At 72.5% G+C, this 25,966-nt stretch carries 25 protein-coding genes and 1 pseudogene; 11 read left to right on the top strand and 15 right to left on the bottom strand.

What is annotated here, in order from left to right; translation table 11 throughout:
* The first annotated feature begins 44 nt into the window (after positions 1-44).
* The 4 genes from OHU35_RS22450 to OHU35_RS22435 all read left to right on the top strand — a co-directional run bounded on the left by OHU35_RS22450 (position 45) and on the right by OHU35_RS22435 (position 3,672).
* Complete coding sequence (locus OHU35_RS22450; RefSeq protein WP_405509307.1) at positions 45-779, top strand: DUF1365 domain-containing protein; 735 nt, start codon at positions 45-47, stop codon at positions 777-779.
* Complete coding sequence (locus tag OHU35_RS22445; protein WP_405506594.1) at positions 776-2,056, top strand: class I SAM-dependent methyltransferase; 1,281 nt, start codon at positions 776-778, stop codon at positions 2,054-2,056. The genes OHU35_RS22450 and OHU35_RS22445 overlap by 4 nt, the downstream gene beginning before the upstream one ends.
* 25 nt (positions 2,057-2,081) lie before the next feature.
* On the top strand, positions 2,082-2,879 hold the full coding sequence (locus OHU35_RS22440) for a DUF1295 domain-containing protein (RefSeq protein ID WP_189725607.1): 798 nt from the start codon (positions 2,082-2,084) through the stop codon (positions 2,877-2,879).
* 124 nt (positions 2,880-3,003) lie between these two features.
* The gene (locus OHU35_RS22435) at positions 3,004-3,672 is read left to right on the top strand and encodes an alpha/beta fold hydrolase (protein ID WP_405506593.1); all 669 of its coding nucleotides are present in this window, start codon (positions 3,004-3,006) and stop codon (positions 3,670-3,672) included.
* A 39-nt stretch (positions 3,673-3,711) separates the two neighbouring features.
* Here the strand turns inward: OHU35_RS22435 and OHU35_RS22430 are convergent, their stop codons facing one another.
* Complete coding sequence (locus OHU35_RS22430) at positions 3,712-4,992, bottom strand: MFS transporter (RefSeq protein ID WP_405506591.1); 1,281 nt, start codon at positions 4,990-4,992, stop codon at positions 3,712-3,714.
* 135 nt (positions 4,993-5,127) lie between these two features.
* Positions 5,128-6,177, bottom strand: a complete 1,050-nt coding sequence (locus OHU35_RS22425) for a saccharopine dehydrogenase family protein (protein WP_405506590.1) — start codon at positions 6,175-6,177, stop codon at positions 5,128-5,130.
* Between the two features lie 130 nt (positions 6,178-6,307).
* On the opposite strand from OHU35_RS22425, the gene OHU35_RS22420 reads away from it, so the two are divergent.
* Entirely contained in the window at positions 6,308-7,273 is a 966-nt protein-coding gene (locus tag OHU35_RS22420; RefSeq protein ID WP_189725604.1) for a helix-turn-helix domain-containing protein, read from the top strand.
* 579 nt (positions 7,274-7,852) lie between these two features.
* On the top strand, positions 7,853-9,775 hold the full coding sequence (locus OHU35_RS22415; protein ID WP_405509305.1) for a protein-arginine deiminase domain-containing protein: 1,923 nt from the start codon (positions 7,853-7,855) through the stop codon (positions 9,773-9,775).
* Positions 9,776-9,779: 4 nt separating this feature from the next.
* On the opposite strand, the gene OHU35_RS22410 is transcribed toward OHU35_RS22415, so the two are convergent.
* Positions 9,780-10,628: an aldo/keto reductase gene (locus tag OHU35_RS22410; RefSeq protein WP_405506588.1), complete on the bottom strand. Its 849-nt coding sequence runs from the start codon at positions 10,626-10,628 to the stop codon at positions 9,780-9,782.
* A gap of 374 nt (positions 10,629-11,002) precedes the next feature.
* Here OHU35_RS22410 and OHU35_RS22405 point away from each other — a divergent pair, with 374 nt between their 5' ends.
* A complete protein-coding gene (locus OHU35_RS22405; RefSeq protein WP_189725602.1) occupies positions 11,003-11,905 on the top strand; it encodes a helix-turn-helix transcriptional regulator in 903 nt (300 codons plus the stop codon).
* Positions 11,906-11,908: 3 nt separating this feature from the next.
* On the opposite strand, the gene OHU35_RS22400 is transcribed toward OHU35_RS22405, so the two are convergent.
* The 5 genes from OHU35_RS22400 to OHU35_RS22380 all read right to left on the bottom strand — a co-directional run bounded on the left by OHU35_RS22400 (position 11,909) and on the right by OHU35_RS22380 (position 14,787).
* Positions 11,909-12,127: a hypothetical protein gene (locus OHU35_RS22400; RefSeq protein ID WP_189725601.1), complete on the bottom strand. Its 219-nt coding sequence runs from the start codon at positions 12,125-12,127 to the stop codon at positions 11,909-11,911.
* Between the two features lie 8 nt (positions 12,128-12,135).
* Entirely contained in the window at positions 12,136-12,702 is a 567-nt protein-coding gene (locus OHU35_RS22395) for a DUF5994 family protein (RefSeq protein ID WP_359890885.1), read from the bottom strand.
* Between the two features lie 150 nt (positions 12,703-12,852).
* Positions 12,853-13,320 (bottom strand): DUF5994 family protein, encoded by a 468-nt coding sequence (locus tag OHU35_RS22390; protein ID WP_405506587.1) that lies wholly within the window; start codon positions 13,318-13,320, stop codon positions 12,853-12,855.
* Between the two features lie 23 nt (positions 13,321-13,343).
* Entirely contained in the window at positions 13,344-13,742 is a 399-nt protein-coding gene (locus OHU35_RS22385) for a DUF5994 family protein (protein WP_189725598.1), read from the bottom strand.
* A 43-nt stretch (positions 13,743-13,785) separates the two neighbouring features.
* Complete coding sequence (locus OHU35_RS22380) at positions 13,786-14,787, bottom strand: acyl-CoA desaturase (protein WP_405506585.1); 1,002 nt, start codon at positions 14,785-14,787, stop codon at positions 13,786-13,788.
* A 319-nt stretch (positions 14,788-15,106) separates the two neighbouring features.
* On the opposite strand from OHU35_RS22380, the gene OHU35_RS22375 reads away from it, so the two are divergent.
* The gene (locus OHU35_RS22375; protein ID WP_229873063.1) at positions 15,107-16,813 is read left to right on the top strand and encodes a SpoIIE family protein phosphatase; all 1,707 of its coding nucleotides are present in this window, start codon (positions 15,107-15,109) and stop codon (positions 16,811-16,813) included.
* A gap of 24 nt (positions 16,814-16,837) precedes the next feature.
* Here OHU35_RS22375 and OHU35_RS22370 read toward each other — a convergent pair whose 3' ends face one another.
* The 3 genes from OHU35_RS22370 to OHU35_RS22360 all read right to left on the bottom strand — a co-directional run bounded on the left by OHU35_RS22370 (position 16,838) and on the right by OHU35_RS22360 (position 19,478).
* A complete protein-coding gene (locus tag OHU35_RS22370; RefSeq protein ID WP_189725596.1) occupies positions 16,838-17,515 on the bottom strand; it encodes a hypothetical protein in 678 nt (225 codons plus the stop codon).
* 381 nt (positions 17,516-17,896) lie between these two features.
* Positions 17,897-18,592: a type 1 glutamine amidotransferase domain-containing protein gene (locus OHU35_RS22365; protein WP_405506583.1), complete on the bottom strand. Its 696-nt coding sequence runs from the start codon at positions 18,590-18,592 to the stop codon at positions 17,897-17,899.
* Positions 18,593-18,785: 193 nt separating this feature from the next.
* Complete coding sequence (locus OHU35_RS22360) at positions 18,786-19,478, bottom strand: SRPBCC family protein (RefSeq protein ID WP_359890899.1); 693 nt, start codon at positions 19,476-19,478, stop codon at positions 18,786-18,788.
* A 101-nt stretch (positions 19,479-19,579) separates the two neighbouring features.
* Between OHU35_RS22360 and OHU35_RS22355 the strand changes: the two genes are divergently transcribed.
* Positions 19,580-20,230, top strand: coding sequence for a TetR/AcrR family transcriptional regulator (locus OHU35_RS22355; protein WP_405506581.1), 651 nt, complete (start codon positions 19,580-19,582; stop codon positions 20,228-20,230).
* On the opposite strand, the gene OHU35_RS22350 is transcribed toward OHU35_RS22355, so the two are convergent.
* Positions 20,227-20,670 carry a hypothetical protein gene (locus OHU35_RS22350; protein ID WP_189725592.1) on the bottom strand — a complete coding sequence of 148 codons (444 nt, stop codon included), beginning with the start codon at positions 20,668-20,670 and terminating at the stop codon, positions 20,227-20,229. The genes OHU35_RS22355 and OHU35_RS22350 overlap by 4 nt on opposite strands.
* A 136-nt stretch (positions 20,671-20,806) precedes the next feature.
* Here OHU35_RS22350 and OHU35_RS22345 point away from each other — a divergent pair, with 136 nt between their 5' ends.
* Positions 20,807-20,977, top strand: coding sequence for a hypothetical protein (locus tag OHU35_RS22345; protein WP_405506579.1), 171 nt, complete (start codon positions 20,807-20,809; stop codon positions 20,975-20,977).
* 61 nt (positions 20,978-21,038) lie between these two features.
* Positions 21,039-21,266 (top strand): annotated as a pseudogene (locus OHU35_RS22340) (zinc ribbon domain-containing protein); the annotation flags it as partial.
* Between the two features lie 53 nt (positions 21,267-21,319).
* On the opposite strand, the gene OHU35_RS22335 reads toward OHU35_RS22340, so the two are convergent.
* From OHU35_RS22335 to OHU35_RS22325, 3 genes are read right to left on the bottom strand one after another with little or no spacing between them, the layout of a single operon-like run.
* The gene (locus tag OHU35_RS22335; RefSeq protein ID WP_189725590.1) at positions 21,320-21,829 is read right to left on the bottom strand and encodes an inclusion body family protein; all 510 of its coding nucleotides are present in this window, start codon (positions 21,827-21,829) and stop codon (positions 21,320-21,322) included.
* A 14-nt stretch (positions 21,830-21,843) separates the two neighbouring features.
* Positions 21,844-23,676 (bottom strand): alpha-keto acid decarboxylase family protein, encoded by a 1,833-nt coding sequence (locus OHU35_RS22330; protein ID WP_405506577.1) that lies wholly within the window; start codon positions 23,674-23,676, stop codon positions 21,844-21,846.
* Complete coding sequence (locus tag OHU35_RS22325) at positions 23,673-25,727, bottom strand: FAD-dependent oxidoreductase (protein WP_189725588.1); 2,055 nt, start codon at positions 25,725-25,727, stop codon at positions 23,673-23,675. Before OHU35_RS22325 ends, OHU35_RS22330 begins: the two co-directional genes overlap by 4 nt.
* Between the last annotated feature and the right edge of the window lie 239 nt (positions 25,728-25,966).

The raw sequence follows: 25,966 nt of genomic DNA, 5'->3' as shown, positions 1-25,966 counted from the left end.
CCTCACCGGCGTACGCACCCGCGCCCGTACCAGCGGCCGCGCCCCTGTCCGCGCCCGTGCCCGCCCTGTACCGCTGCGCTATCGCCCATGTGCGCACCGCGCCCCTGCGGTACGCGCTGCGCCACCGTACGTACATGTGGCTCATCGACGCCGACCGGCCTCCCCAACTCCCCCGCGCACTGCGCCCGTTGGCGCGTTTCGAGGCGCGCGACCACTTCTCCGGCGAGCACCCCTCCATCCGCGCGGGACTGGACGCCTTCCTGGCCGGCCACGGGGTGCGGCCGGACGGCGGCGAGGTCGTGATGCTCACGCACGCGCGGGTGTTCGGACACGTCTTCAACCCGCTCACCGTCTACTGGTGCCACGGCCCCGACGGCGCCGTGCGCTGTGTGGTCGCCGAGGTCCACAACACCTACGGCGAACGCCACTGCTATCTGCTGCGCCCGGACGCCTCGGGGACGGCGGTGGCCGGCAAGGAGTTCTACGTCTCGCCGTTCTTCCCCGTCGACGGCCGCTACCGCATGCGCCTGCCCGCTCCCGGGGACCGGCTCGACCTCACCGTGCACCTGGAACGGGAGGGCGGCAGGCCGTTCACCGCGACCGTGCGCGGGGCGCGTCACGAAGTCCGTACGGGAACGCTGCTGCGGCTGGCCCTGCGGCATCCCTGGTCCACGCTCGCCGTGTCCGCGGCCATCCGCCTGCACGGCATCCGTCTGTATCTGCGCGGGCTGCCCGTTCAGCCCCGACCCGACCACCAGCACAGGGAGAACTCCGCATGACGACAGCCGAGCTCCGCCCCGGCGGCACGGGGCGGGCCGTGACCCTGCCGGCCGTGGACGCGGCCCGCTGGCCCGACGTGGCCCGGCCGCCGAAGGCCTCCCGGGCACGGACCGCGATCACGGCAGCCGTCGTACGACATGCCCTGCGGGACCTGCCGCTGCGCGTCCGGTTCCCCGACGGCACCTCGCTCGGGAAGGGCGGCCCCGCCCTGGACCTCCACGACCCGCGGGCGTTCCACGCCCGGGTGGGCAGCCAGGGCCTGGTCGGCTTCGGCGAGTCGTACATGGCCGGGGAGTGGGACGCGCCCGACCTGGTCGCCGCCCTCACCGTGCTCGCGGCGGACCTGGCCGAGCTGGTTCCCGCACCGCTGCAGCGGCTGCGCGGACTGTGGGCGCCGCGCCGGCCGGACGCCCAGCGCAACACCCCCGGCGGCTCGCACACCAACATCAGCCACCACTACGACCTGTCCAACGACCTGTTCGCCCTGTTCCTCGACGACACCCTCAGCTACTCCTCGGCCCTCTTCCGCGGCTTCCCCGCCCGCTGGGACCTGCTCGCCGCCGCCCAGCACCGCAAGATCGACCGACTGCTGGATCTCGCCGGCGTGCGGGAGGGCACCCGGGTGCTGGAGATCGGCACCGGGTGGGGCGAACTCGCCCTGCGCGCCGCCGCGCGCGGCGCGCACGTCACCTCGCTGACCCTCTCCCGGGAACAGGCAGCCCTGGCCCGCGAGCGCGTCGCGGCGGCCGGTCTCGCCGACCGGGTCTCGGTGGAGCTGTGCGACTACCGCGCGGCACGCGGCACCTACGACGCCGTCCTGAGCGTAGAGATGGTCGAGGCGGTGGGCGCGGAGTTCTGGCCCGTCTACTTCCGCGTCCTCGACGAGCGGCTGGCCCCGGGCGGACGCGCCGCCCTCCAGGCCATCACCATGCCCCACGAGCGGATGCTGGCCGGCCGGGACACCTTCACCTGGATCTCCAAGTACGTCTTCCCCGGCGGCCTGGTCCCCTCCGTCGAGGCCGTCGCCGCGACCGTCCGCGAGCACACCCGGCTGAGCGTCACCCGCCGGGACGCCTACGGCGCCCACTACGCCGAGACCCTGCGCCTGTGGCGCGAACGCTTCGCCGGGCACGCGGACGAGGTCTCCGCGCTCGGCTTCGACGAGACGTTCCGCCGCCTGTGGACGTTCTACCTCGCCTACTCCGAGGCCGGATTCCGCTCCGGCTACCTGGACGTGCAGCACTACCTGCTCACCAAGGAGGCCACGCCCCGATGACTACCGCAGATGAGCTGGACCGGCCGTGAACGGCTTCGCCTGGGCCGCCTTCGCGGTCGGCCTCGCCTGGTCGGCGGGGGCCGCTCTCGCCGTGATGCTGGTGACCTTCGCCGTCGCCGTGCGCAAGGGCCTGCACCGGATCGTCGACGTGGCCTGGGGGCTCGGTTTCACCGCCGTCGCCGCCGTGACCTTCGCGGCGTCGGCGGGCACCGGTGACCCGGGGCGGCGGATCCTGGTCACCGTGCTGACGGCGGTGTGGGGGCTGCGCCTGGCCCGGCACATCGCCCGGCGCGGGCGCGGACACGGCGAGGACCCGCGCTACGAGGAGATGCTGGCCAAGGCGCCCGGCAGCCGGAACCTGTACGCCCTGCGGATCGTGTATCTGCTCCAGGGCGCGCTGGTGTGGCTGGTGTCGCTGCCGGTCCAGGCCGCGCAGTACATCACCGGGCCCATGACGGCGTGGGCCGCTGCGGGCGCCTGTCTGTGGGCGGCCGGCCTGTTCTTCGAGGCGGTCGGGGACGCCCAGCTCGCCCGGTTCAAGGCGGATCCGGAGAACAAGGGCCGCATCATGGACCGGGGGCTGTGGCGCTACACCCGCCATCCCAACTACTTCGGGGACTTCTGCGTGTGGTGGGGCCTGTTCCTGATCGCCTGCGACGCGCCCGCCGCGGCGGCGGCCGTTCTGGTGTCGCCGGTGGTGATGAGCCTGCTGCTGACCAAGGGCAGCGGGAAGCGGCTGCTGGAGCGGCACATGGCCGAGCGGCCGGGGTATGCCGCGTACGCGGCCCGGACCAGCGGCTTCTTCCCGCTGCCACCCAGGTGAGCGTCGGGCGGGGAAGGCCATGGCGGCCACCGGCGCCGAGGTGGGCCGGCCGGACCCGACCGTCGGCCGGCTACGGATGACCCTTGAAGGGAACTCCCCCGAAGGAGACATGTGAGGAGCGCGGATGACGGTTCACGAGCAGGAGGGCACCCCCGGGGCGCCCGGCGCCACGGCCGCGCTGGTGCCGCGCCGCACCCCTGTTACGACGCGGGCGGCCGTGCTGTTCCTGCACGGCGGCAGGTCCGAGGGCCGGGCCCCGTCGCGGCCCTGGCATCTGGCGGCTCTGCGGATGAGGCCCTTCGTGCGGGCCGTCGCCGCGGCGCTGCCGGACGACGGGATCTTCCTGGGGGAGGTGCGCTACCGCGTGCGCGGCTGGAACGGCGGTGCCGGCGACGAGGGCGACGCCTTGCGGGACGTCCGGCGGGCGCTCGACGAGCTCGCCCGTCGCGCCGGTGACGTCCCGGTGGTTCTCGTGGGTCACTCGATGGGGGGCCGGGCGGCCCTGCGCGCCGCGGGCGCGCCGCAGGTCCGGGCGGTGCTGGCGCTGGCCCCCTGGTGCCCGGACGGCGAGCCGGTGGCCCAGCTGCGGGACAAGGACGTCGTCGTGATCCACGGGGACCGGGACCGCGTCACCGACCCGAGCGCGTCGGTGTCGTTCGTGCGGCGGGCCCGCGCGGCCGGGGCCCGGGCGGACGTCCGCCTCGTACGGGGTGGTGACCACGCGATGCTCCGGGGCGACGCCGACTGGCACCGCCTCGCGGCCTCGACCGCCGTGGGCATGCTCCCGCCCTGACAGATCGCCTCCCCGAAGGGTGAACGGCCCTGGGCCCCCTCAGGGCCGTCGCCCGGCCTCGCCCCGCTGCTCGTGCCGTCCGAAGCCGTGGATCAGGGCCACCGCCAGCGCGCTGATCAGCAGCAGCACGCTCATGTACAGGACCACCGGCCAGGGTTCTCCCCCGGCCGCCTCCAGCAGTGCGGCCGCGATGAGGGGTGCGGTGCCGCCCGCCAGCGCCGCCGCGACCTCGCGGCTGAGGGCGACCCCGCTGAACCGGGTCCTGGTCGTGAACAGGTCCGCCAGGAAGCCGGCCTGGGCGCCGAGCTGGGCCCCCAGCAGCAGCCCGCTCAGGCCGAACGCGCACCACACGTACCCCGTCTCCGCGGTGTCCAGCAGCCAGAAGAAGGGGAACGCGAACGCCGCGGCACCGACCATGGCCCAGCCGAGCACCATCCGGCGGCCGACCGCGTCGCCCAGCGCCCCGGCCACCGGCGTCACCGCCGCGCTGCACGCGAAGTAGATCAGCGCGCCGACGAGGGTGACCGTACGGGAGACCCCGAGCTGCTCGGTGAGGTAGGCGAGCGCGAACACCACCGGGATGTACGCGGCGACGTTCGGCCCGATACTGCTGACCACCCCGAGGGCGAGGGTCCGCGGAGCCCCGCGGGCCAGCTCCACGGCGGGTGCCCGTGCGACTCCCCGCTCCCGCTTGGCCTGCTCGAACATCGGGCTCTCGGCCACGCCGACGCGGATGTAGAAGCCGGTCGCCGTGACGAGGAGGGTGACCAGGAAGGGGATGCGCCATCCCCAGTCGAGGAAGTCGTCCGGGGGCAGGGCCGCCACGGCGGCGACGGCCCCGGCCGAGAGCAGCGCGCCGACCGCCGCACCCGCCGGGGGGATGGCGGCGTACCGCCCGCGACGCTCCGGCGTGGCGAACTCGGCCAGGGTGAGGGAGGCGCCCGCGTACTCGGCGCCCGCGCCGAACCCCTGGATCACCCGCAGCACGACCAGCAGCGCGGGAGCCCACGCCCCGGCGGTCTCGTACGTCGGCAGCGCGCCCATCAGCGCGCTGGCCAGGCCGACGGTGACCAACGTGATCACCAGCATGCGCCGGCGGCCCAGCCGGTCCCCGTAGTGCCCGATGACCAGGGCGCCGAGCGGCCGGACGGCGAACCCGACCGCGAACGTGGCGAAGGACGCCAGGGTCGCCGCGACCGGGTCGCCGGGCGGGAAGAACAGCCGGTTCAGGACGAGCGCGCTCATGGTGCTGAACAGGATGAAGCCGTACCACTCCAGCGCGGTGCCGATGGTCGTCGCCAGCACCACGCGCGTCAGCATGGACGGTCCTCCACCGGCCATACGCCGCATATACCGCATCCGGCCACTCTGGTCGAGGGTCTCCGCCCGCCCGCCGAACCTCGCCGGTACCGGCGACGCACAACCGTCGGACGGACGCAGCGCCCGCTCCGGCCGTCAGGACGCCGTCCGCCGCGGGAGCGGGTCGAGGGTGATGTGCGGGGACAGGGCCCGGAGGAAGTCGGGGGCGTCGAAGATCCGGCCGGCGGAGGCGACGCCGAGCGTGCGGGTCCGGCCGGTGAGGATGCGGTGCACCGCCTCCACAGCGAGCGGTGCGGTGACGGCGTAGATGTCCCGGCCGCGTGCCACGGCACGCCGTTCGGTGTCGCCGCGCCGTACGACCACGTCGACCAGGAAGGTCTGGCCGGAACGCCCGTTCTCGTCGGCCGCGGTGGGCGCCGGGGTGTCCGGGGCCGAGAGGTCGCCCGCCGCCTCGGTCGTCATATGGGTGCGCACCTCGGGGACGGAGAGGTGGCTGGGGACGGTCACCACGTCGGCCATCGTGAACTCCCCGACGACCTCCCGGGGGCCCATCGGGTCGGGGAAGGGCCAGGTGAGGAGGGTCGTCTCGTCGTCGTGGTACTCCAGCCGCCCGTCCGTGTAGCGGACCCGCCGGCCGGCCCGGCGCTCCCGGGAGACCGTGCCCGCGACGCGCGTCCCGGGGGTGGGGTGCCAACCGCTCAGTCCGTAGGCGATGTTCGCCTCGTCGGCGGTCGTCCAGTCCCCCATCGCGGCGGTGGCCAGCAGGTCGCCGAGGCCGCCGTAGAACGCCATCGCGGGGACGATCACGGCTCCCGCCGCGCGGGCGCGGTCCGCGAAGTGCGTGAAGGTGTCGAGGTTGGCCTCGATCTCGGCCGCCACGTCGACGTACGGGATCCCGGCGCGCAGTGCCGCCTCGATCACGGGAGCGGCGGTCACGGCGAAGGGCCCGGCGCAGTTGATCACGGCGTCCGCGCCGTCCAGGGCGCGGTCGAGCGAGGCGGGGTCGTCGACCGAGGCCGGCCGGACCTCGGGGGCGCCGGGGACGGCCGCCGCCAGCGCCCGCAGCTTGCCGGCGTCACGGCCGGAGAGGACCGGGACGAACCCGCGCTCCCGCAGCTCGGCCACCACGAAACGCCCGGTGTGCCCGTACGCGCCGAACACCGTCACCGTCTGCCCCGGTCGCATTGCCGACCCCATGACTTCTCCCCCTGCTCGAACGATCCGCCGGATCCGCTTGACCCGTCGCGACCATCCTGGCGAGGGCGGGCGCACCGCCGTGAGTGTCCGGAACGACGTGGCCCGTACAGTTTCGGACATGACCACTGTCGCACTCGCCGTCACCGAGGGCATGCTGCACTTCGAACTGTCCCTGGCGTACGAGGTGTTCGGCTCGGTCCCGGCGGGCGTGACCGTCCCCTGGTACGACGTCGAGGTCTGCGGGTCGGCAGCCGTGCGCGTCGGCCGGTTCCGGCTGGAGCCCGACCAGGGGCTCGACCGGCTCCGGCACGCCGGCACCGTGATCGTCCCCGGCTGGGCGGACGTCGACGTGGACCCGCCCGCCGAGCTCGTCGACGCGGTACGCGCGGCCCACGAGGCGGGTGCGCGCGTGGCCTCCCTGTGCACGGGCGCGTTCGTACTGGCGGCGGCCGGGCTGCTGGACGGCAGGCGCGCGACGACGCACTGGGCCCACACCGAGGCCCTGGCCGGCCTCCACCCGCGCGTGGAGGTCGATCCGGACGTGCTCTACGTGGACAACGGCAGCGTGCTCACCTCAGCCGGCAAGGCCGCCGCGATGGATCTGTGCCTGCACCTCGTCCGGCTCGACCACGGCTCGTCCGTCGCCAACGCGGTGGCCCGCCGTCTGGTCGTGCCGCCGCACCGAGCCGGCGGCCAGGCCCAGTTCGTCGCCGCGCCGGTTCCCACGCGGGACGACCACCCGCTCGCCGCGCTGCTCCCCTGGGCGATCGAGCGCCTCGACCAGCCGCTCACGGTGGAGGACCTGGCACGCCGGGCGGGCATGAGCTCGCGCAACCTGGGCCGCCACTTCAAGGCGGTGACCGGCACAACGCCCCTGCGATGGCTGCTGACGCAACGGATCCGCCGCGCCCAGGAGTTGCTGGAGAGCACCGACGACATGGTCGACGTCATCGCGACGGCCACCGGCATGGGCACCGCCACGACGCTGCGCCGGCACTTCAACCGGACGGTCGGCGTGCCGCCGGACTCCTACCGCCGGACGTTCCGCTCACGGCACGGCGAGACCCCCGCCCTGCCACGGTGACGTCACGAACGGCCGGCGGAAAGCCCTGGGCTCCCGCGGCCGCGGGTAACGCGCCCCAGCCGCCCCAGCCGGTCGACCACGGGCCGTGGTCGATGCCGGGTTCACTGTTCACCTGCGCTCCGCCCCACCGGGGGAGTACGTCGGTGGAGTGCGGCCCGCCGCACACGCCGCTCCAACTGCGGCGAAGTCACTGACGGAGTTCCTGGCGCCCGAGCGATAAGCGCCCTTTCAAAAGCAACGCACAGGCCCCGTTCCGCCTCTTGCACAACGTCACCGTTCCTGAGGACTGAGCGGGAGTGAGTCCTGTTGCCGGTACTCGTGCTCAGCCGAACGCCCCGAACGGTGTTGGGCGTTCTGGTGGGCGCGCCGTCCGATCGCCACGGCGGCAGCCGCCCCACTTCGAGGTGCAGGCCGGGTCCACGGCGATGACCGCGCTCAGCGCCACCGTCGTCGCCACGGCCGACGAACTCGCCGCCGCATGGTCAGTCAAGCCCCAGCAGTTCCCAACCCCTCAATCGAGAGGACCGCACTGTGCGTTCACGTAGTTCCATACGTCCACGTCTGAACCCGGCCGGGTCGATGGTCCTGGCTCTCGCCGCGGCCGGATCGGTGCTGGCCGGGCCGGCCGGCTCCGCCTCCGCCGTCGAGACGGCCGGCCGTGCCGATCTGCGCGTGGACGTGAACCGCGACGGGCGGGTCGATGTCACCGGTGGCAGCGACAAGAACGGCGAGGACGGCTGGTCGGTCGGGCGGGGGGCCGTCTATCTGCCCAACATCGACGACGACACCAAGCGGTGTCCCGTCACCGGACCGGGCGGCAGACCCCTGTCCGACGCCAAGCTGGCCGCGTGCAACGACGGCACCGACACCAAGGTGAACGGCACCGCGGACGCCGCCGACCTCGCCCGGGTCCGTTCGGTGCCCCTGCCCGGCCTCCCCGCGGACGCCAAGGGCAGCCTGAAGCTCACCACGGGCGGCAAGCACGCGCACCTCTTCCTCAAGCGGGACGGCAAGTGGGTCCTGGTGACGTCCGCGACCCGGCTGACCGCCGCCGAGCTGCGTTCCGGCGTGGAGTTCGGGGTCGAGGCCACCGACATCGTCCGGGACACGGCGAAGTGGGACGGCCGCGCGGTGATCCGGCTGACGGTGACGTCCGGGCAGACGTCGACCTCCGACGCCGTGACCCTGCGGGTCGCGCCGCTGCTGACCCAGCATCACCTGCAGGACACCCAGCAGGTGATGGTGACCGAGGTCCAGGGTGAGGGCGAGTACAGCCGCCTCCAGCAGAAGTTCGTCACCGAGCTCGGGAAGGAGGTCAAGAAGGCCGGGGTCACCACGCCGCTGGTCAAGTTCACGAAGTACGCCGACCCCTGGGCCCAGGACTTCGTCGAACCGGCCTACGTCAACATGACCGGGCCGGGCGGTCAGCGGCAGGTGATGCGGGTGATGCTGCGCTCCGCCCAGCCGGACCGGGACGCGGGCCGCGAGCTGTTCGAGAAGATCCGCGGCCGGGACATGGGGGTCGTGCAGGTGACCGACCCGGCGGAGCCCGACGACTGGTCGCTCAACTCCTTCGGGAACCTGGAGACCATCCCGCCCTACGCGCACAACGGGCGCTCGTTCCCGGCCGGGCGCATCATCATGGGCGAGCGCAAGGACAGCGGGGCACGCCCGTCGAAGGTGATGCGGACGATGCTGAAGTCGCAGGGCATGCAGGACCCGCTGCTGCTGGACACCTCCTGGCTGGGTGTCGGGCACGTCGACGAGTTCGTGCAGTTCCTGCCTGCCGACACCCCGCGCGGCTGGCGCATCGGCGTCGCCGACCCGGAGGCGGGGCTGCGGCTGCTGCGCGACGCCAAGCGCGACGGACACGGCACGACGAAGATGTTCTCCGTCCCGGGCCGCAGCGACAGCCCCGCGCCCAAGGAGACCATCGACCAGGCGCTCGCCTCCCGGCACCTGGTGTCCGACAACGAGATGGCGGCCCGGCGCATCGCGGCCAACCTGGAGATCCTCAAGCGCGAGACGGGTGTCACCGACGAGGAGATCGTGCGGGTGCCCGCGCTGTACACCCGTGAGTCGGAGGCCTTCACCGCCGAGGGCCAGGACGTTCCCGTGCCGCGTCTGACGCGCATGGGCGCCGGGTCCGACCTCGTGGACAGCCTCCGGGACCGCGGCCAGCAGAAGTGGCTCGCCGAGAACCCGGCGGCCCCGCGTGCGGCGGCTCCGGCAACGGTGGAGACCAGCGCGTACGTGCCCGGCGCGGTCAACGGCGTGCTCCTGGGCCGCGACCGCTACCTCGCCCCGCGCCAGTGGGGGCCGGTCATCGGCGGCAAGGACATCTTCACGGAGGCCGTCAACGCCGTCTACACGCGGGTCGGCATGAAGGTGTCGTACATCGACGACTGGTACACGTACCACCTCGGCATGGGCGAGGTGCACTGCGGCACCAACACCCTGCGCGACGCCTCGGCCGCGTGGTGGCAGCTGCCGGCCCGGTAGCGGGTCAGTCCTCGACGCGGACCCGTCCGAGCCTGCTGACCATGGCGGGGTCGCGGTGGTCGAAGAACAGGGACGTGCCCGCGTCGAGGGCGGCGATGACGGCCATCTCCTCCTCGGTGAGGGTGAAGTCGAAGACGTCGAGGTTCTCCGCCATGCGGTCCGGGCGGACGGACTTGGGGATGACGACGACCTCGCGCTGGATGAGCCAGCGCAGCACGACCTGGGCGACGGACCTGCCGTGGGCCTCGGCGACAGCGGTCAGGGCGGGGTGCGTGAAGAGGTTGTTCCTGCCCTCGGCGAAGGGGCCCCAGGACTCGATCTGGACGCCGTGCTCGCGCATGAACCGCTGGTCGGCGACGCGCTGGTGGAAGGGGTGGGTCTCGACCTGGTTGACGGCGGGGGCGATGTCGTTGTTGTCGATCAGGTCGATGAGCCGGTCCGGGAAGAAGTTGGAGACCCCGATGGCACGGACGCGGCCCTCGCGGTGGAGGTCCTGCAGGGCGCGCCATTCGCTGTAGACGTCGCCGTAGGGCTGGTGGATCAGGTAGAGGTCGAGGTGGTCCAGGCCGAGCCTGCGCAGTGAGGCGTCGAACGCGCGCTTGGTGTTGTCCTCGCCCGGGTCCTGGACCCACAGCTTGGTGGTGACGAACAGGTCCTCGCGCGGGATGCCGCTGGCCTTGACGGCCCGGCCGACGGCCTCCTCGTTGCGGTAGGCGGCGGCGGTGTCGAGGGAGCGGTAGCCGGCGGCCAGGGCGTCGGCGACGGCCTGCTCGGTCTGCTCCGGCGGGATCTGGTAGACGCCGAAGCCGAGGATCGGCATCTCGACGCCGTTGTTGAGGGTGACGTGCCGCATGGGGTTTCCTTTCGTGCCTCTGTGCGGGTCGGCCCGTGCGCGGGGACATCGAGATCTCCTGCACCGGGTGGGCGGGGTGCGTGCCTCCGGCCTCTGCGCCGAGGGCCAGGTCATGCCCGCACCCGCACCGGACGGGCCGCCGGGTACACGCCGGGCGCTGCCGGACGGGCCAGGGCACACCCGTACCCGCACCGGACGGGCCAGGGCACACCCGTACCCGCGCCGGCTGCCGGGTACGCCGGACGCCGCCGGTCGCTTACGGAGATCGAGCCTCGCGTGTTGGTGGCCGAGGTGGCAGGGCGGGCTGTTCGGGGGGAGTGACAGGGCCCCCCACATCTCCGCCGGGCAGGTCAGGGCGGTGTGACACTGGCCGTATGGCATCCGAGCAGAGCAGCGGGGAGCTGGGGCAGTTCCTGCGCGCCCGTCGCACCCAGACCCTCCCCGAGCAGGTCGGCCTCACGGTCGGTCCCGGTCTGCGTCGCACCCCCGGCCTGCGCCGTGAGGAGCTGGCGACGCTCGCCGGGATGAGCATCGACTACTACGTCCGTCTGGAACGCGGCAAGGAGACCCGCCCCAGCCCCGCCGTGCTCGACGCCCTCGCCCGCGCCCTGCGACTCGACGACGCCGAGCACCAGCACCTGCGCGAGCTCGCCGCCCGGGCCGCCCGATACGCCCCCGAGCCCCCGCCGCCGCCCAGCCGGACCGTGCGCCCGCACCTGAAGCTGATCCTGGAGACGCTCCGCCCGAGCCCCGCGTACGTCATCAGCCGGAGCATGGACCTGCTCGCCTGGAACCCCGGCGGACTCGCCCTGTACGCGGGGATCGCCGACTGGCCCGCGGGGCAGCGCAACCTCGCCCGCTATCTGTTCCTGCACCCCACCGCACGCGGCCTCTTCCCCGACTGGGACGAACAGGTCCGCGGCTGTGTGGCCCGGCTCCGCAGCCTGGCCGGCACCGCCCCGGACGCGCCCGACCTCACCCAGCTGGTGGGCGAACTCGTCGTCAAGAGCCCGGACTTCGCCAAGCTGTGGGAGCGCTACGACGTCATCGGGCGCAAGAAGCTCCAGAAGACCTTCCACCACCCGGAGGTCGGCGTCCTCACCCTCACCGGCCAGAGCATGCAACTCGAAGGCACCCCCGGCCAGCGCCTCGGCGTCTACACCGCCGACCCCGGCACCCCCGACCACGACGCCATGCTCCTCCTCGACCTGACCGCCCCCGAACCGGCCAGGGCCGCGGAGACGAAGGCCGGGCGGCAAGGGCGCACGCGGTCCTGACCGTCAGCCGTACCGTGCTTGCTTACGGGCGCGGCGCCTGAGGCGGAGTCGCCCGCGTGCCTTGCGCCGGGCCGACGGAGCCGGTCCCTCGACGGGCATCCCGGTATGGCCGTAGTGGATGGCGGCCATGCGGTCGCCGTGCTGTGAGTTCAGCAGGCGGATGAGGAGGACCCCGACCACGATCATGGCGAGGATCACGGCCACGGTCACGAACGTCGTCACCACTGTCCTCACCTTCCCATCGGGATGCGTCGACGTGCGGCCGGGTCGCCGGCCTCATGCCCTCCTTCGGAGTCCCAGACCGCTTCCACGGCCCGGTCGGCGTCGCGCAGTGTCCGCAGACGCGCCGCCTCCTCCAGCAACCGGCTCGCGGTCAGCATGCCGCGTGGGTCACTCGCGGCGGCCATCAGCCAGGCGGCCGAGTCGGGAGTGGTACGCGGTGGGACGACCAGGAGGTTCCAGCGGCCCACGTGGTAGGAGAGCAACAGCAGTTCGTGCGGGTCCTGCTCGGCCAGGAACCAGCCCACGTTCACCACATGCCCGGCGACGGGCACCTTGCGTGGGATGACCGGCCACTGGGTGGGGTTCACCGTGACACGGGTGATCCGCCCCCACAGCGGATCGAGTACGGCGGTCAGGGCCGGGAGTTCCGCCGCGAGATCGCGGGAGCGGGGCCACCAGGCGCCGTCCAGCAGAGCCGGCGCGGAACCGGCGGGAGCCAGTGACAGACGCGGGGAGGACGAGGAGAACCGGTCATCGGCTTCGGTCGTCGGCGGACGGGAGATGGTCGCAGTCATGACGCGAACCCTGCCCCGGGCCGGTCACGACCGGCCCGGAATATTCAATCGCCGAAAACGACACGAGCCTGAAAGCCGGTGTTCGAAATATCCTCGGTAATTCCAGCGTACTCCTCGAACAGGCCCGACGGACCGTTCGGAGGGCCCGGCCTATGCGCTGCCGGTGTCCAGGAGGATCCGTTCGGCCCGCGTCCCGCTGCCGGCGCGGACGGCTTCGGCCATGGCCGCGCGCGCGGCGTCGGGCGTCGCGTGCGACGGGACCACGAGCAGCGAGAAGAGATCCTGCTCGCCCCGGGTGATGAGGACGGTGTTGTCGCCTGCCGCGAAGGAGTCGATGTGGACGACACGGTCGTCGATGGTCATCCGCGTCGGCAGCCCTTCCCAGGCGCCGGCGTCCAGGCCGACACGTGTGATGGGCCCGAGGTACTCGGTCAGTGCGGAGACCAGGTTGGGCAGTTCGGCGGCGATGTCGCGGGAGCGCGGCCACCACGCCCCGTCGAGCACGCCCTGCCGCTCATGAGTCGTCTCCAGCCGTACGACAGCCGTCCCCGGCCGCACGGCCTGGTGGACGGCGTCCGGCAGGAGCCTGGTCACCCGCGGGGCGGAGGAGTCGGTCATCGCACTCACCTGCTTACCTGTCGTCACTCCTGATCGCTCGCGGCGGCCGCCATCAGCGGTTCCGCCGCCGCCTCGGCCGTATCCGGAGGCACCACCAGCAGGTCCCAGCGTCCCCGGCCGGGGGCGAGCAGGACGGCGGTGTGCGGGGCGGACGCGGCGAGTGCCCTGTGCAGTCGTACGACCTGGTTGAAGACGAGCGTGCGGCCGGGCACCGCGGACCACACCGCCCCGTTGACGGTGACGCTGGTGATCTGGCCCCACGCGCGCGGCAACCCCGCGAGCAGCGAAGGGAGTTCCGCGAGCAGGTCGTACGAACGGGGCCACCATGCTCCGTCGATGGGCCGGGGCATGCCGCTGCGGGGTGCGAGACGCAGCCGGAGGACGGGGTGGGAGGGAATCTCGGGCTGCAGTGCGGTGGTCATGATGAGCTCCTGCCAACTGCCGTAAGAAGTCGAGTGGTTGAGGTCAGGCGCGCCGGGCCGCGACCCGCTCGGCGGTCGGCCAGCGCACGTCGTGCACCCAGCCGAGACGTTCGAGGAGGCGGATGAAGGCGGCGGAGGGGTCGATCTGGCCGCGGTCGACGCCGTGCCGGGCGCTGGTGGGGTCGGCGTGGTGGAGGTTGTGCCAGCTCTCCCCGAACGAGAGCAGGGCGAGGGGCCACAGGTTGGTGGCACGGTCGTGGCGCCGGGTGCGGAACGGGCGCTCACCGATCAGGTGGCAGAGGGAGTTCACGCTCCAGGTGACGTGGTGGAGCAACGCGATGCGCACCAGTCCCGCCCACAGCAGGGCGGTCATGCCGTAGACCCAGGTACCGCCGATGGCCCAGCCCAGCGCGAACGGCAGGGCGAGCGTGAGGAGGCACAGCACCGGGAAGGCGCGGGCGACGGCGCGGAGGTCGCGGTCGGCGAGGAGGTCGGGGGCGTAACGCTCCGGCGGCGTCCGGTCGTTGCGGAACAGCCAGCCGACGTGTGCGTGCAGCAGTCCGCGCAACTGGCCGCGCAGATGCGTGCCGTAGCGGTACGGGGAGTGCGGGTCGCCCGGCCGGTCGGTGAAGGCGTGGTGGCGGCGGTGGGTGGCGACCCAGCCGATGACGTCGCCCTGGAAACTCATCGAGCCGGCGACCGCGAGCGCGATCCGCACGGGGCGGGTGGCCCGGTAGCCGCCGTGGGTGAGGCCGCGGTGGAAGCCGACGGTGACGCCGAGACCCGTGACCGTGTAGAGGACGAGGGCGAGCACGATGTCGGCGGGGTGGATGAGACTCCCCCACAGCAGCCAGCCCGCGAGACCGATCGCCACGAACGGCAGGACGACGATCACCCCCGTCACCGCGACGTACAGCCGCTCACCGCCGTCGCGTGCGGGCGCCGGGGCGTCCGCCGGGAAGGGGGACGTCCCGTCGTAGGCCTGGGGCGGCGGTGCCGGATCCGACGGTGTGACCGTCGTGGGCGTGGCCGGAATGGACGGCATGCGTGGCTCCTCGGCCTGGATGCGGATGGCGCGGCCGGGGTCACGGGCTGCCCCAGTGAGAACGGGTGTCCTGCTCTGGAGGAAAGGTGCTCGAATGGACTCGCCGGAGACGAGGCGACGGTCCGGGGCCGGTCGATTCCGGCATACGGAAGTGCTCGTGCTCTCCACCGTACTCCCGCCTGTGTAACAACCGGGACTGTCCGGAATCGGCATCGCGTTCACACAGGCGGGCACCGCGGCGTTTCTGATGCGCCCGGCGGTCTTCGGTGAGAGGCTGCCATGACTGAGGGGCGGCGTGGTGGAGGGTGCGGTGCCCGGTGTGGGCGATCAGGGACTGTCGGGGCCGGCGGCCGAGCCGGGCCTCTGGCCGCGGGTCGTCGAGCAGCTGGGCACAGCCCTGATGGTGGTCGACCCGGCCGGACGGATCCGCGCCGTCAACCCGGCCGCCGAGCGGCTGCTGGGCCGTGCCGCCACCGCGATGCGCGGACAGGACGCGCACGAACTGCTGCACCGGGACGCGTCCGGCGGCACGCTCCGCCGGGAACGGTGCCCCCTGCTCCAGGCGCTGGCCGAGGGGGCCTTCGCGCGCGGGGAGGGCGACCGCTATCTGCACGGTGACGGCCACCTGGTCACGATCTCCTGGTCCGCCTCCCCCCTGACGGACGACAGCTCCGTCGAGGGCATGGCCGTGCTGTTCACCGACGCCACCGGCGACCAGGGTGTGCGTCGGGAACGTGCGGCCTACACCAGGGCCTTGGAGGACCGCACCGCGCGGCTGACGCTGGTCGCGGAGATCACCGACGTCCTGGGGCAGACCCTGGAGACCGACGAGGCCCTCGCCCGGCTGGGCCGCCTGCTGGTGCCCCGCCTCGCCGACTGGGCGGCGGTGGACCTCCTGGCCGCTTCCGGGCAGGTCCACCGGGTCGCGGTGACCGGTCCCGCGGGCCGGGAGGCCGGTCTGGAGGGCAGGCGTGAGCACCTGCCCGAGGCCGGCGAGGCGGACGGTTCACCCCTGGTCCAGGTGCTGAGCGGCGGTGATCCCGTACTGCGGAACGAGGCGGAGAGTGCCACACCGCCCGGCTCTCCCCTGGCCACCGTCCACAGCGACTTCCTGCGGGCGGCGGGCGCGACCTCCGCCCTCACGGTGCCGCTGGGTTCCGGACAGCGGATCACCGGCGCCCTGACGGTGGTGCGCACCGACCCGGCGCACCCCTTCGACGCCGAGGACGTGGCGGTGGTGAGCGACATCGGCCGGCGGGTCGGCCTGGTCATCGACAACGCACGGCGGTTCGGCCGCCAGCGGGCCGTCGCCGAGGCCATGCAGCGCAACCTGCTCGCCCCGCTGCCCCAGCCCGGCCGGCTGCTGCTGGCCGCCCGCTACCAGCCCGCACCGGCGGGCTCCCAGGTCGGCGGCGACTGGTACGACGCGTTCGAGCTGAAGGACGGCACGCTCGCGCTGGTCATCGGCGACGTCGTGGGCCACGACCTGACCGCGGCCGCCGGGATGGCCCAACTGCACGGTGTCCTGCGCTCACTGGCCTGGGACCACATCGGACCGCCCGGCGCCGTCATCGACCGGCTCGACGACGCCATGCCCGCGATCACCACCGTCCCCCTGGCCACGCTCGTCCTCGCCCGGGTCGAAGGCGATCCCCACACCGGCCCGTGGACGCTGCGGTGGACCAGCGCCGGCCATCCGCCGCCGCTCCTCCTCACCCCCGGCGGAGACGCCCGGTACCTCGAAGCGGGACAGGGACTCCTGCTCGGCGCCCACCTGGGCACCGGCGCGGACCGGCCGAATGCCACGCAGGAGCTGCCGCCGGGCTCCACCCTGCTGCTCTACACCGACGGCCTGGTCGAGATCCCCGGCAGCGACCTCGACACCGGCCTGCGCCGGCTGCGCCGCCATGCCCTCGCGCTCGCCGACGCACCGCTGGACATGCTGTGCGACCAGTTGCTCGCCCGTATGCCGCCCGGCAGCACCGACGACGTGGCCCTCCTGGCCCTGCGGCTGCCGATGCCGTGACTGCGGTGACGGGGGGCGTGGTGCTCAGGTCCCGAGGACCAGGACGCGGAACGGACCCGGGGGCAGGGTGGTCGGGGTGTCGCCGTCGAGGCACCGCCACCCCCAGGACCGCAGCGCCTCGACGGTCCTGGTGTCGGAGCGGTTCACCAGCGTGACACCGGCGGTGGCGCCGTGGTCGGTGAGCAGCCGCCTCTGGAGGCGCCGGGCGAGGTTCCAGGCACGGTCCTGGTTCTGTCTGCGCACCCAGGGCTGGACGAGGATCACGCAGACCACGAAGAGCCGCCCGGAGCCCGCGAGACGGAGCAGGCTCCCCGGGAGGTATCCGTCGAAGCCCTCCCACCAGGGCCCGTCGCCGCGTACGGGGAAGCCGTAGGCGCACCCGGTCAGGGCGGTGGTCTCGGCGATCAGCAGCGAGAACCCCGGTCGCCTCGCGTCGGCCGCCAGCCGTCGCAGGAAGGCGCCGCGGGCCTCGTTCCACGCCCACGGGCCGCCGCCGGAGGTGTCCGCGTACAGATCGCCCAGCTCCCCCAGCCGGTCCTCGACCTGACACCGGGTCAGCTCGCGGACACGGGCGCCTTCACGGGGCGAGGAGCCCCGCTCCGGCCTCGGCGGACGCGGCCTCAGCCGGTCTCGCCGGTCGGGGACGGCCTGCCGCCCGGGAAGCTCTGTGGTCGTCGGCGCGACCGGAACGTGCACCGTCATGAGGCAAACCCTGCTCCGGGCACGGGGGACCCGACCCGGGGTCGTCGGTCGCCGAGGGCGGCACCGGTGTCGGGGCCGGTGCGCGAAGGGCTCTCGGTACCTCCACGGTACTCCCGGTCGCACACCCGTCCGCCGGGACCACGGCCGGGAACCCCGGGGTGTGCGGCTCCTTGGAGGCGGCGGTGACGAGGCCGTCCAGCCAGGCCTGGTGCCCGTCGAGCATCGGGTTCGGGGGCTCGGCCGCCAGGGCCGCGGCGGGCCGGCCGATCCGCGTCTCCTGGGTCAGGATCCGCACCCGGCCGCCGGGCAGGTCCTCGGCCGGGGACGCCCTCGGCCGGGGACCGTCGCCGTTCGGGGGTGCCCTCTCTCGTCAGTGCGGTGTCAGGGGAGCTTCTTGAGCAGTTCGGCGGCGAGCGGAGCGGAGGAGGCCGGGTTCTGGCCGGTGACGACGTTGCGGTCGACCCGGACGTGCGGTGCCCACGGCTCCCCGGTCTCGACCGTCAGGCCGGCCTCGGTCAGCCGGTCCTCGAGCAGCCACTTCGCCTTGTCGGCGCTGCCGGCGAGCTGCTCCTCGGTGTTGGTGAAGGCGGTGATCCGGTAGCCGGCGTAGGCGTTGGTGCCGTCCTCCTTCACGGCGGCCAGCAGCGCGGCCGGTCCGTGGCAGACCACGCCCACCGGCAGCCCGGACTCCACGGCCCGGGCGAGAAGACGGCCGGAGTCGGTGTCGACGGCCAGGTCCTCCATCGGACCGTGGCCGCCGGGGACGTACACCGCGTCGAAGTCGTCGAGGCGTACGTCGGCCAGGGTCAGCGGGGTGCGGAACTCCGCGGCGCCCTCCACCACGGCCTTGATCTTCGCGGCGTTCTCCGCGCCGCCTGCGGCCTCCGGGGCCAGGCTGCCCGCGTCGACCGGCGGGACGACGCCGCCCGGGGTGGCCACGGTGATCTCGTGACCCGCGGCCTTGAACGCCTCATAGGGGGCGACCGCCTCTTCGGCCCAGAAGCCGGTGGGGTGCTTGCTGCCGTCGGCCAGCGTCCAGTGGTCGGCGCCGGTCATCAGGAAAAGGATCTTCGCCATGGGGTGCTCCTACGCGTTCGAGGGTGGTGGGTCCGCATGGTCCGGCCGCGTCGTCGCCACGACGCCAGAGCCGGTTCCCATCGGAGTACCCGTAGGAGAGTCGATATCGGCCATCGACACTCCGGTGTGTCTCGGCGGCTCCGCTGACGTCATGGCGAACCGGACGACCGAGGCCGCCGGTACCGGCAGGCGGCTACCCGCCCACGCCGACCTGAACCTGCTGCGCACCTTCCTGGCCGTCTGCCGCGCCGGAGCGGGACTCGGCGGCGGCGCGGGACTCGGCGGCGGCCTTCAGATCGCGCAGCCACGCGTCGAGACCGTCGCCGAGGGCCTTCGTCGCGGTGGGGACGTCCGCTTCGACCTGGGCGCCCGTCCAGGTCTCCTCGGTGTGGACGCGCACGCCGCCCTTCACCTTCCGATACGTCCACAGATGGACGCCCTCGTCGATGCGCAGCCCCTCGCCGATCGCGGGTCCGCTCCACAGGAGGCAGTCACGGTCGCGGAGTTCCCGGACGGTGGAGGTGATCTCCAGTGTGGTGGCGGGGGTTGTGGGGGTGGCGGGCGCCGGGGTCGTCCACCGGAACTGCGAACCCTTCCGCAGACGGCCGGAGTCGAGACGCTCCATGGTCGTGACCGGGGGCTGCCAGGAGGGCCAGCTCTCGACGTCGGTCTGCAGCTTCCAGATGGTGCTGAGCGGGGCCTTGATCACGGTGTCGGCCTCGTAGCGGATGAGGGCGCCGCTGTCGACGCCGCGCCCGCGGCACTGGGACGTACCGCCGTGCGGGGCGGCCTGGGCGGCGGGGACGGTGCTCGCGAGAACGCCGGCGACGGCGAGCGCGACCAGGCCCGTGACGGCGCCGCCTCGAACGTTGCTGTTGCTGACCATGACTGTCCCTCTCGATGTTCGGTTATCCGTCTTCTCGTTCGTTAGAAGTTGTAACTCACCAGTCGAGAGAGTGTCAATAACTTTGGTGATAGCCTCTAACAGTGACTGAAGCAGGAGCGAAGACCCCGCGCGAGCGCTACCGCGCCCAGGTGCGTACGGAGGTCAAGGAACACGCGTGGGAGCAGATCGCCACGGCAGGGGCGTCCGCGCTGTCCCTCAACGCGATCGCCAAGCGGATGGGGATGAGCGGGCCCGCGCTGTACCGGTACTTCGCCGGCCGCGACGAGCTGATCACCGAGCTCGTCACCGACGCCTACCGAAGCCTCGCCGACACCTTCCGCACGGCCTCCGGAACCGGCGCCGACGTCGCCGCGCTGGGGCACGCCCTGCGCGGCTGGGCCCTGGAGGATCCCCAGCGGTACCTCCTCATCTACGGCACGCCCGTCCCCGGCTACCACGCCCCCGACGACGTCACCGCGATCTCGTCCGAGATCCTGGCGACCCTGCTCGACGCCTGCGCCGCGCTGTCGCCGGACAGCCCGGCGACGCCGCTCGACGCGCACCTCGAAGACCACCGGGACTGGGCGGACGGCCATCCCGCCCAGCCCGCGGCCCTCCGCCGGGCCCTGGCCTTCTGGACCCGGCTGCACGGCGTCCTGTCCCTGGAACTCGCGGGCCACTTCAGGGGGATGGGAATCGACCCCGCACAGCTCTTCGCCGCCGAACTGGACGAACTCTCCCGCCCGGACTAGGAGTCGTACGGCCCGTCGCCGTGCCCGCCGTCGTAGCGGGCGCTCCTGGGGGTGAGGCGGCGGTAGGCGGCGCGGGCGTGGGCCAGGCGGGCCAGGGCCGTGCCCAGGAGGGCGGCGGCGAACAGGCAGGCCAGCCACGTGGTGTCGCGGTGTCCGGCCCAGGTGAGGGTGCCGGCGGGCGGGATGACGAAGCCGTTGAGGAACAGCCAGCAGAGCAGGGCCGTTCCGGGGGCGGCCGTGAAGCGGGCACCCAGGCCGAGCACGGCGGCCAGCACGGACAGCGCGGGCAGGGCCAGTTCCGGACGGTCCGGCCCCACCACGGTGTTGAGGCACGCCACCAGCGCCGGCGCGCCCGCGAAGGCCCCCGCCCAGACCAGCGGGGTCGCCACCGGCTGGGGGACGGGCCTGGCTCCGGTGCCCAGGGGCATCCACTTGATCATGCTGCCGCTTCCGCTCTGCCGGCCGGTTCCGAAGTGCTCGCCAGGGTGCCATCAACGCCGCTCCGGAGAAACACCGAATCCGGACAGTCGGCCAGGGGGAGCCGAGGGTGGGAGGACCGTGGCCAGGAGAAGTCACGTGGCCAGGGGTGTGCCCGGGGGCTATCGCATCTGGGACAACCGGGGACAGCGCTGGTGGGGCGACCTCTACGAGTTGTGCCCCGACGATCTTCTCACCGAGCTCAACGGGCGGGCGGACCGGGCCCGGATCCTCACGCTGATGAAGCGCTACAGAGCGCAGAAGCGCTAGGCGCGCCGCCTGAGGGTCGGTACGGACGGCGCAGTCCCGCAGGGCACGCCGCGTATGAGTTCTCCGCCTGGTCCACCCCGCGCACACCACGATGGACTGCGCCAACTGCGATGCGAGAGCCAAGCACGCACTGCCGCTGGGTGAGCGCACCTACACCTGCACCACCTGCGGAACCGCATCCTCACGGGACAAGAACTCCGCACGCGTGATGCTCGTCCGGGCTGGTCTCAACCCGGCTGGTGCCGATGGCGCAAGACCTCCTGGAGCGCTGCTCCAGGAGGCAGCCTGAGCCAGAAATCCCCTCCCCTCAGGGAGGGGAGGATTCGACCGGCCGGGGACGCGTCAGGCGTCCTCGATGGTGATGAAGGGGTCCCACTGGAAGTACCCCTTCAACTGGCGGTGGCGGTCCAGGATCTGGAAGTAGAAGTGGTAGGTGACCTTGCCGGACCTCTTGACGGTCGTCCGCCAGTAGTGGTCCTGGTACCGCTGGGTGTCGAACTCCGGCCGGCCCTCGCTGCCCTCCTTCGGCAGGGGGTATATACCGTCGATCACCTCGATCTCCGGTGTGCGGATGAGCTGGTGCTGGCTGTCGCTGCTGACGTAGCGGTAGAGCAGGGCCTTGTAGTCGCTGCCCAGGGAGACGGTCGTCTCGCGCCACTTGACGGTGTCGCCGGGTTCGGCGCGGAGGTTCAGCTCGGCGCCCGACGTGCCGACGATGTGGTCGTGGCGGGTCGTCATGTAGATCAGGCTCTGGTCGACCTGGGTCGGCGCGTCGGGGTTGCGGGACGCGTTGGGGTTCCGTTCGACGATCGTGGCCGCGTCGAACGCGATCAGGACGTTGAGATCTGCCATTCTCTTCTCTCCCTCTATGAGTGCGGAACCTTGTAGGCCATCGCCCGCGGGTAGTCGTGCCGGTGCAGCCGGACGCGCACCAGGAGCGGTCCGGCGTTGAGCGGGTCGGCCGGGTCGGTGAGGCGGGCCAGGAGGTCGTCCAACTCGGCGGGGTGCGTGACGCTGACGCCGTTGGCCGGGGTCTTCCCGCCGGCGAAGACGGCCGCGAGGCGGTCGTAGTGCCAGGGGTGCAGGACGTTGTAGAAGTCGGCGTCCGCGGCGTCCCGGTCCGCGTAGAACTCCGGGTGCACCAGCATCTGTTCGATGCCGTAGAAGTGGCCGTTGTCCATGACGAACACCACCGAGCGGAGTCCGAGCCTGGTGTGGGTGGAGAGCTCCTGGCAGGTCTCCTGGAAGGCGCCGTCGCCGACGAACACCATCGGGCGGGCGTCCGCCCGCTCGGGGGCGAGCGCGGCGCCGGTGGCCGCGCCGACCGACCAGCCGATGGACAGCCAGCTGACCTGGGAGAGGAACCCGCCCGCCGGCAGGGACAGGTTCATCGAGCCGATGAGGGAGAACGCGGCGTCCGAGACGACCGTCCAGTCCTCCCCGGTGTCGTGGTTCAGGAAGTGGTTGAGCCGGTCGAAGACACCGTCGTAGGTGAGGCGTTGCCCGTCCGGGTGGCGGGATCGCGCGGCGCCGGCGCGGAGGGAGGCGCGGTGCTGTTCGAGGGCCGCGGGGCGGTCGCCCGGCGAGCCGTGGTGGTCGTAGGACTCGGCGTAGTAGTCGGCGGTCAGGCCCCCGGAGCCGTAGGCCTTCACCAGCGCGTCCTGGAGGGCGGGCAGCAGGTGGCGGAGCTGGACGTCGGGGAAGTAGGAGGTGCCGACGCTGACGCCGCCGAGCGCGGCCATCACCCAGTCGCCGCCGACGGACTGCTCGCCGCCGAGGTTCTTCGACGTGGACCAGGCGCCGAGCCCGATGCGGCAGGTGGCCCAGTCCTTGAAGACGGCGTGCACGTCGGGGTGGCTGGCCGGGCCGTTGTAGACGCCGTGGAACTGCGGCAGGTCCTCGTCGACGACGGCCTTGGCGCCGACGGTGGTGCAGAACGGCACGCCGGTGGCCTCCACCAGGCCGGTGAGCTGCTCGCCGAGGCGGAACCGGTCGATCTCCTCGCCGGCCCACACGATCGGGCGGGGCCTGCCGTCCGGGCCGGGGTGCTCCTCGACCAGGGTCAGGATCGCCTGCACGGCGTGGTCCAGCATGGTCTGGTTGCGTGCGCTGAACGGCCGCTCGCGGGGCACGAGCGGCACCTCGGGTTCGGGGCAGGGCTCGTCCCAGAGGTCCTCCATGATCTCCAGGTAGACCGGGCGGCGCTCGGAGAGGCAGGCGGTGAGCGCGGCGTCGATCTGGCCGGGGGCGAGGCCCGGGTGGGAGACGACCTGCGCGTCCACGGTGACCTGCCGGTAGACGTCCAGGTTGCTCTCGGCGCGGGGGCTCATGTGCGAGGTGAGCAGGCCGACGGCACGGTAGTTCTGCCACTGCTCGTAGGGCGGGGAGGCGTTGACCGCGACCAGCGGGACCTGTTCGACGTAGGCGCCGCCGCAGGCGTTGAGCAGGTTGAACGCGCCCACGCTGTAGGTGACGGCGACCGCTCCCACACCGTGGATGCGGGCGTAGGCGTCGGCGGCCTGGCCCGCGCCGCCCTCGGTGGGGGTGCCGACCCACTCGATCTCGTCCTCGGCCCGCAGGGTGGTCAGGAACGGGCCGAGGTGGTTGCCGGGGACGCCGAACAGGTGGGTGATGCCCAACTCGGCCAGCCGCAGGGCGAGATAGCGGGCGACCGTGCACCCGCGGTCGATCGCGGTCACGAGCTCTCCCCCTGCCGGTCCGGGCCCGGGACGGTGACCGGCGGGGCCTGGTGGACGGCGAGCGCGGCCCGCACGGCGCTCTCCAGGGCGCCCTCGATCCAGGCGTGCTTGAGGGAGGTGTGCTCTCCGGCGAAGTGCACCGGTCCCTCGGGCCGGGAGACGTCCAGGTGGAAGCTGGTCATCTGGTGCGCGGTGTAGATGGCGGCCTCGCCGAAGGCGTACGGGTCACGGGCCCAGCTCTTCGTGGCGCCCCGCCCGGTGAAGAACACCTCGATACGGCGGCCGTGCAGGGCCTGGAGGTTGCGCAGGGCGTAGACGTAGCGCTCGGCGCTCCGCATGGAGTCCCAGCGCGCGGCGTCGTCGGACCAGCAGTACGAGGCGAGGACGACGCCGCCGGTGCTGCCCTCGACCCGGTGCGAGGGGTAGTACATGAACCGGTTGGGGTTGTCGGCGGCGGAGCCCCCGCCGAAGCAGTGGGTGGCGGGTCGGACGGCGGGGCCGCGCAGCGGCAGGGCGCTGTCGAGCTGCCGCATCTCCTCCGTGACGGCGCTGTCCTTGACGGCGGCCCCGAGCAGCCCGGCGAAGGTGAGGCTGGGTCCGTTGTCCGTGGAGACGACCGTGAGACCGGTGTCCGCGTCCGCGCCCTGCCGGTAGTGCTCGTACAGCCCGGGCGAGATGCGGTCCAGCTCCTCGCGCCAGTCGTCCTCGGTGAACTCCCACCACCGGTGGCTGAACTCCAGCAGCACCTTGGTGGCCTGGTCGTAGTGGGTCTCGATGACGGCGCGGCGCTTCTTGTACGACATCGAGGGGACGATCTCCACGAAGCGCAGGGCGGAGAACGGGACGGTGACGATCGCCAGGTCCGCCGTCCACAGACGGGGCGGGGCCTGTGGATCGTTCTCGGCGACGGTCTGCACGGCCACGCCCCAGCCGTCGGATCCGACGGCGCCGGTGCCCTCGGGGTCGGTGTCGCGGCTGGGGTCGTGGTACTCGAGGCGGATCATGCGGTGGCCGAGCCGCACCTCGTCGCGCAGGCCCTGGTGGAGGGCGTGCGGCAGGCGCCAGCTGCCGCCGGGTATCTCCCAGTAGCGGACGCCGGGGTTGATGTCGCTGCGGCTCAGGAAGCTGTGGAAGAAGGAGAGATGCAGCCGCGAGGACATGTTCTCCAGGGTTCCGACGGCCTCGATCGCCTCGTCGCTGAGCCCGGCGTGATCGCGCAGGAACCCGCCCATCGAGTAGCCGTCGAAGTCGCGGATCACCCGCGCCCAGCCCTCGACCCACTCCTCGAACGGCTTGTTGACGCGCCGGCCGTCGACGAGGTCGGAGTAGTAGTCGCGCACGGCCTCCAGCGCGTCGTCGACCATCTTCACGACGGGGGCGCGTACTTCGTCGCCGGTGAGGTGGAAGCCCTCGTTGACGCGTTCCGGCCCGGCGGCGTAGTCGGAGCGCCGCACCTGGACGCGGTTGACGCGGATCCAGGAGTTGCCGCGCTTGTCGGGCTCGCGGAAGTCGGGGCTGTCGTCGCCGTAGGTCCAGGTCCGGCCGGTGAAGGAGGAGTACGTCACCGGGGGCACGGGGACGTCGGGGCCGCTGCCCGTGCCGGGGTCCACGTCCACGTTGTAGAACTGGCGGCGGCCGAGCCCGAGTTTGTCGACCAGGGCGAGGACGAGCGGATGGAAGTCGGGCAGCCGCATGGCACCGGCCTCGGCGTACTGGGCCGGGTCGTCGAAGGGCTGGTGGTGCTTGGTGGCCCGGAACGTCTTGACGCGCCCGCCGACCCGGCTGGCGTTGGCCTCCAGAATGGTGACGTCGTGGCCGGCGTCCTTGAGTAATCGCCCGGCGACGAGGCCCGTGATTCCGGCGCCGATGACGAGGATCTTCTTGCGCGGGTGATGGGTGGGGCCGAGGCGGCCCGTGTCTATCAGGGTGTGCAGATAGTCGAGTTTGAGGTCCTTGCCGTCCGGCCCGACGAGCAGCAGTTCGCGGGCGAGCCGGAGACAGGTCTGCCAGCGCGCACGGGTGGCGGAGCTGTCCCGAGAAGTGTCGGTCATAGCCAGCGATCGTAGATATGGCGAAACGATTTCGTGGTTTCACCGGCGAATAAAGTCCGGAAAGCATTGGTTGCCCTTATTGACGGAATCCCACCTTGCTCGAATTCTTTTTCGACGGACGGGAGATTCGCCAGAGACGGAAGGGAATTGGGCTTGAAATCCCATGAATAATTCACTTGCGGAATACGTACCACCACCAACGGCCGCCCACCGCGTTGTTCAGGGGAGACGGGTCGTGA

Source organism: Streptomyces purpurascens, assembly GCF_045040895.1.
Taxonomy (GTDB): domain Bacteria; phylum Actinomycetota; class Actinomycetes; order Streptomycetales; family Streptomycetaceae; genus Streptomyces; species Streptomyces purpurascens.
The sequence above is the reverse complement of the archived record's forward strand: the minus strand, read 5'-3'. Positions and strand labels throughout refer to the sequence as shown.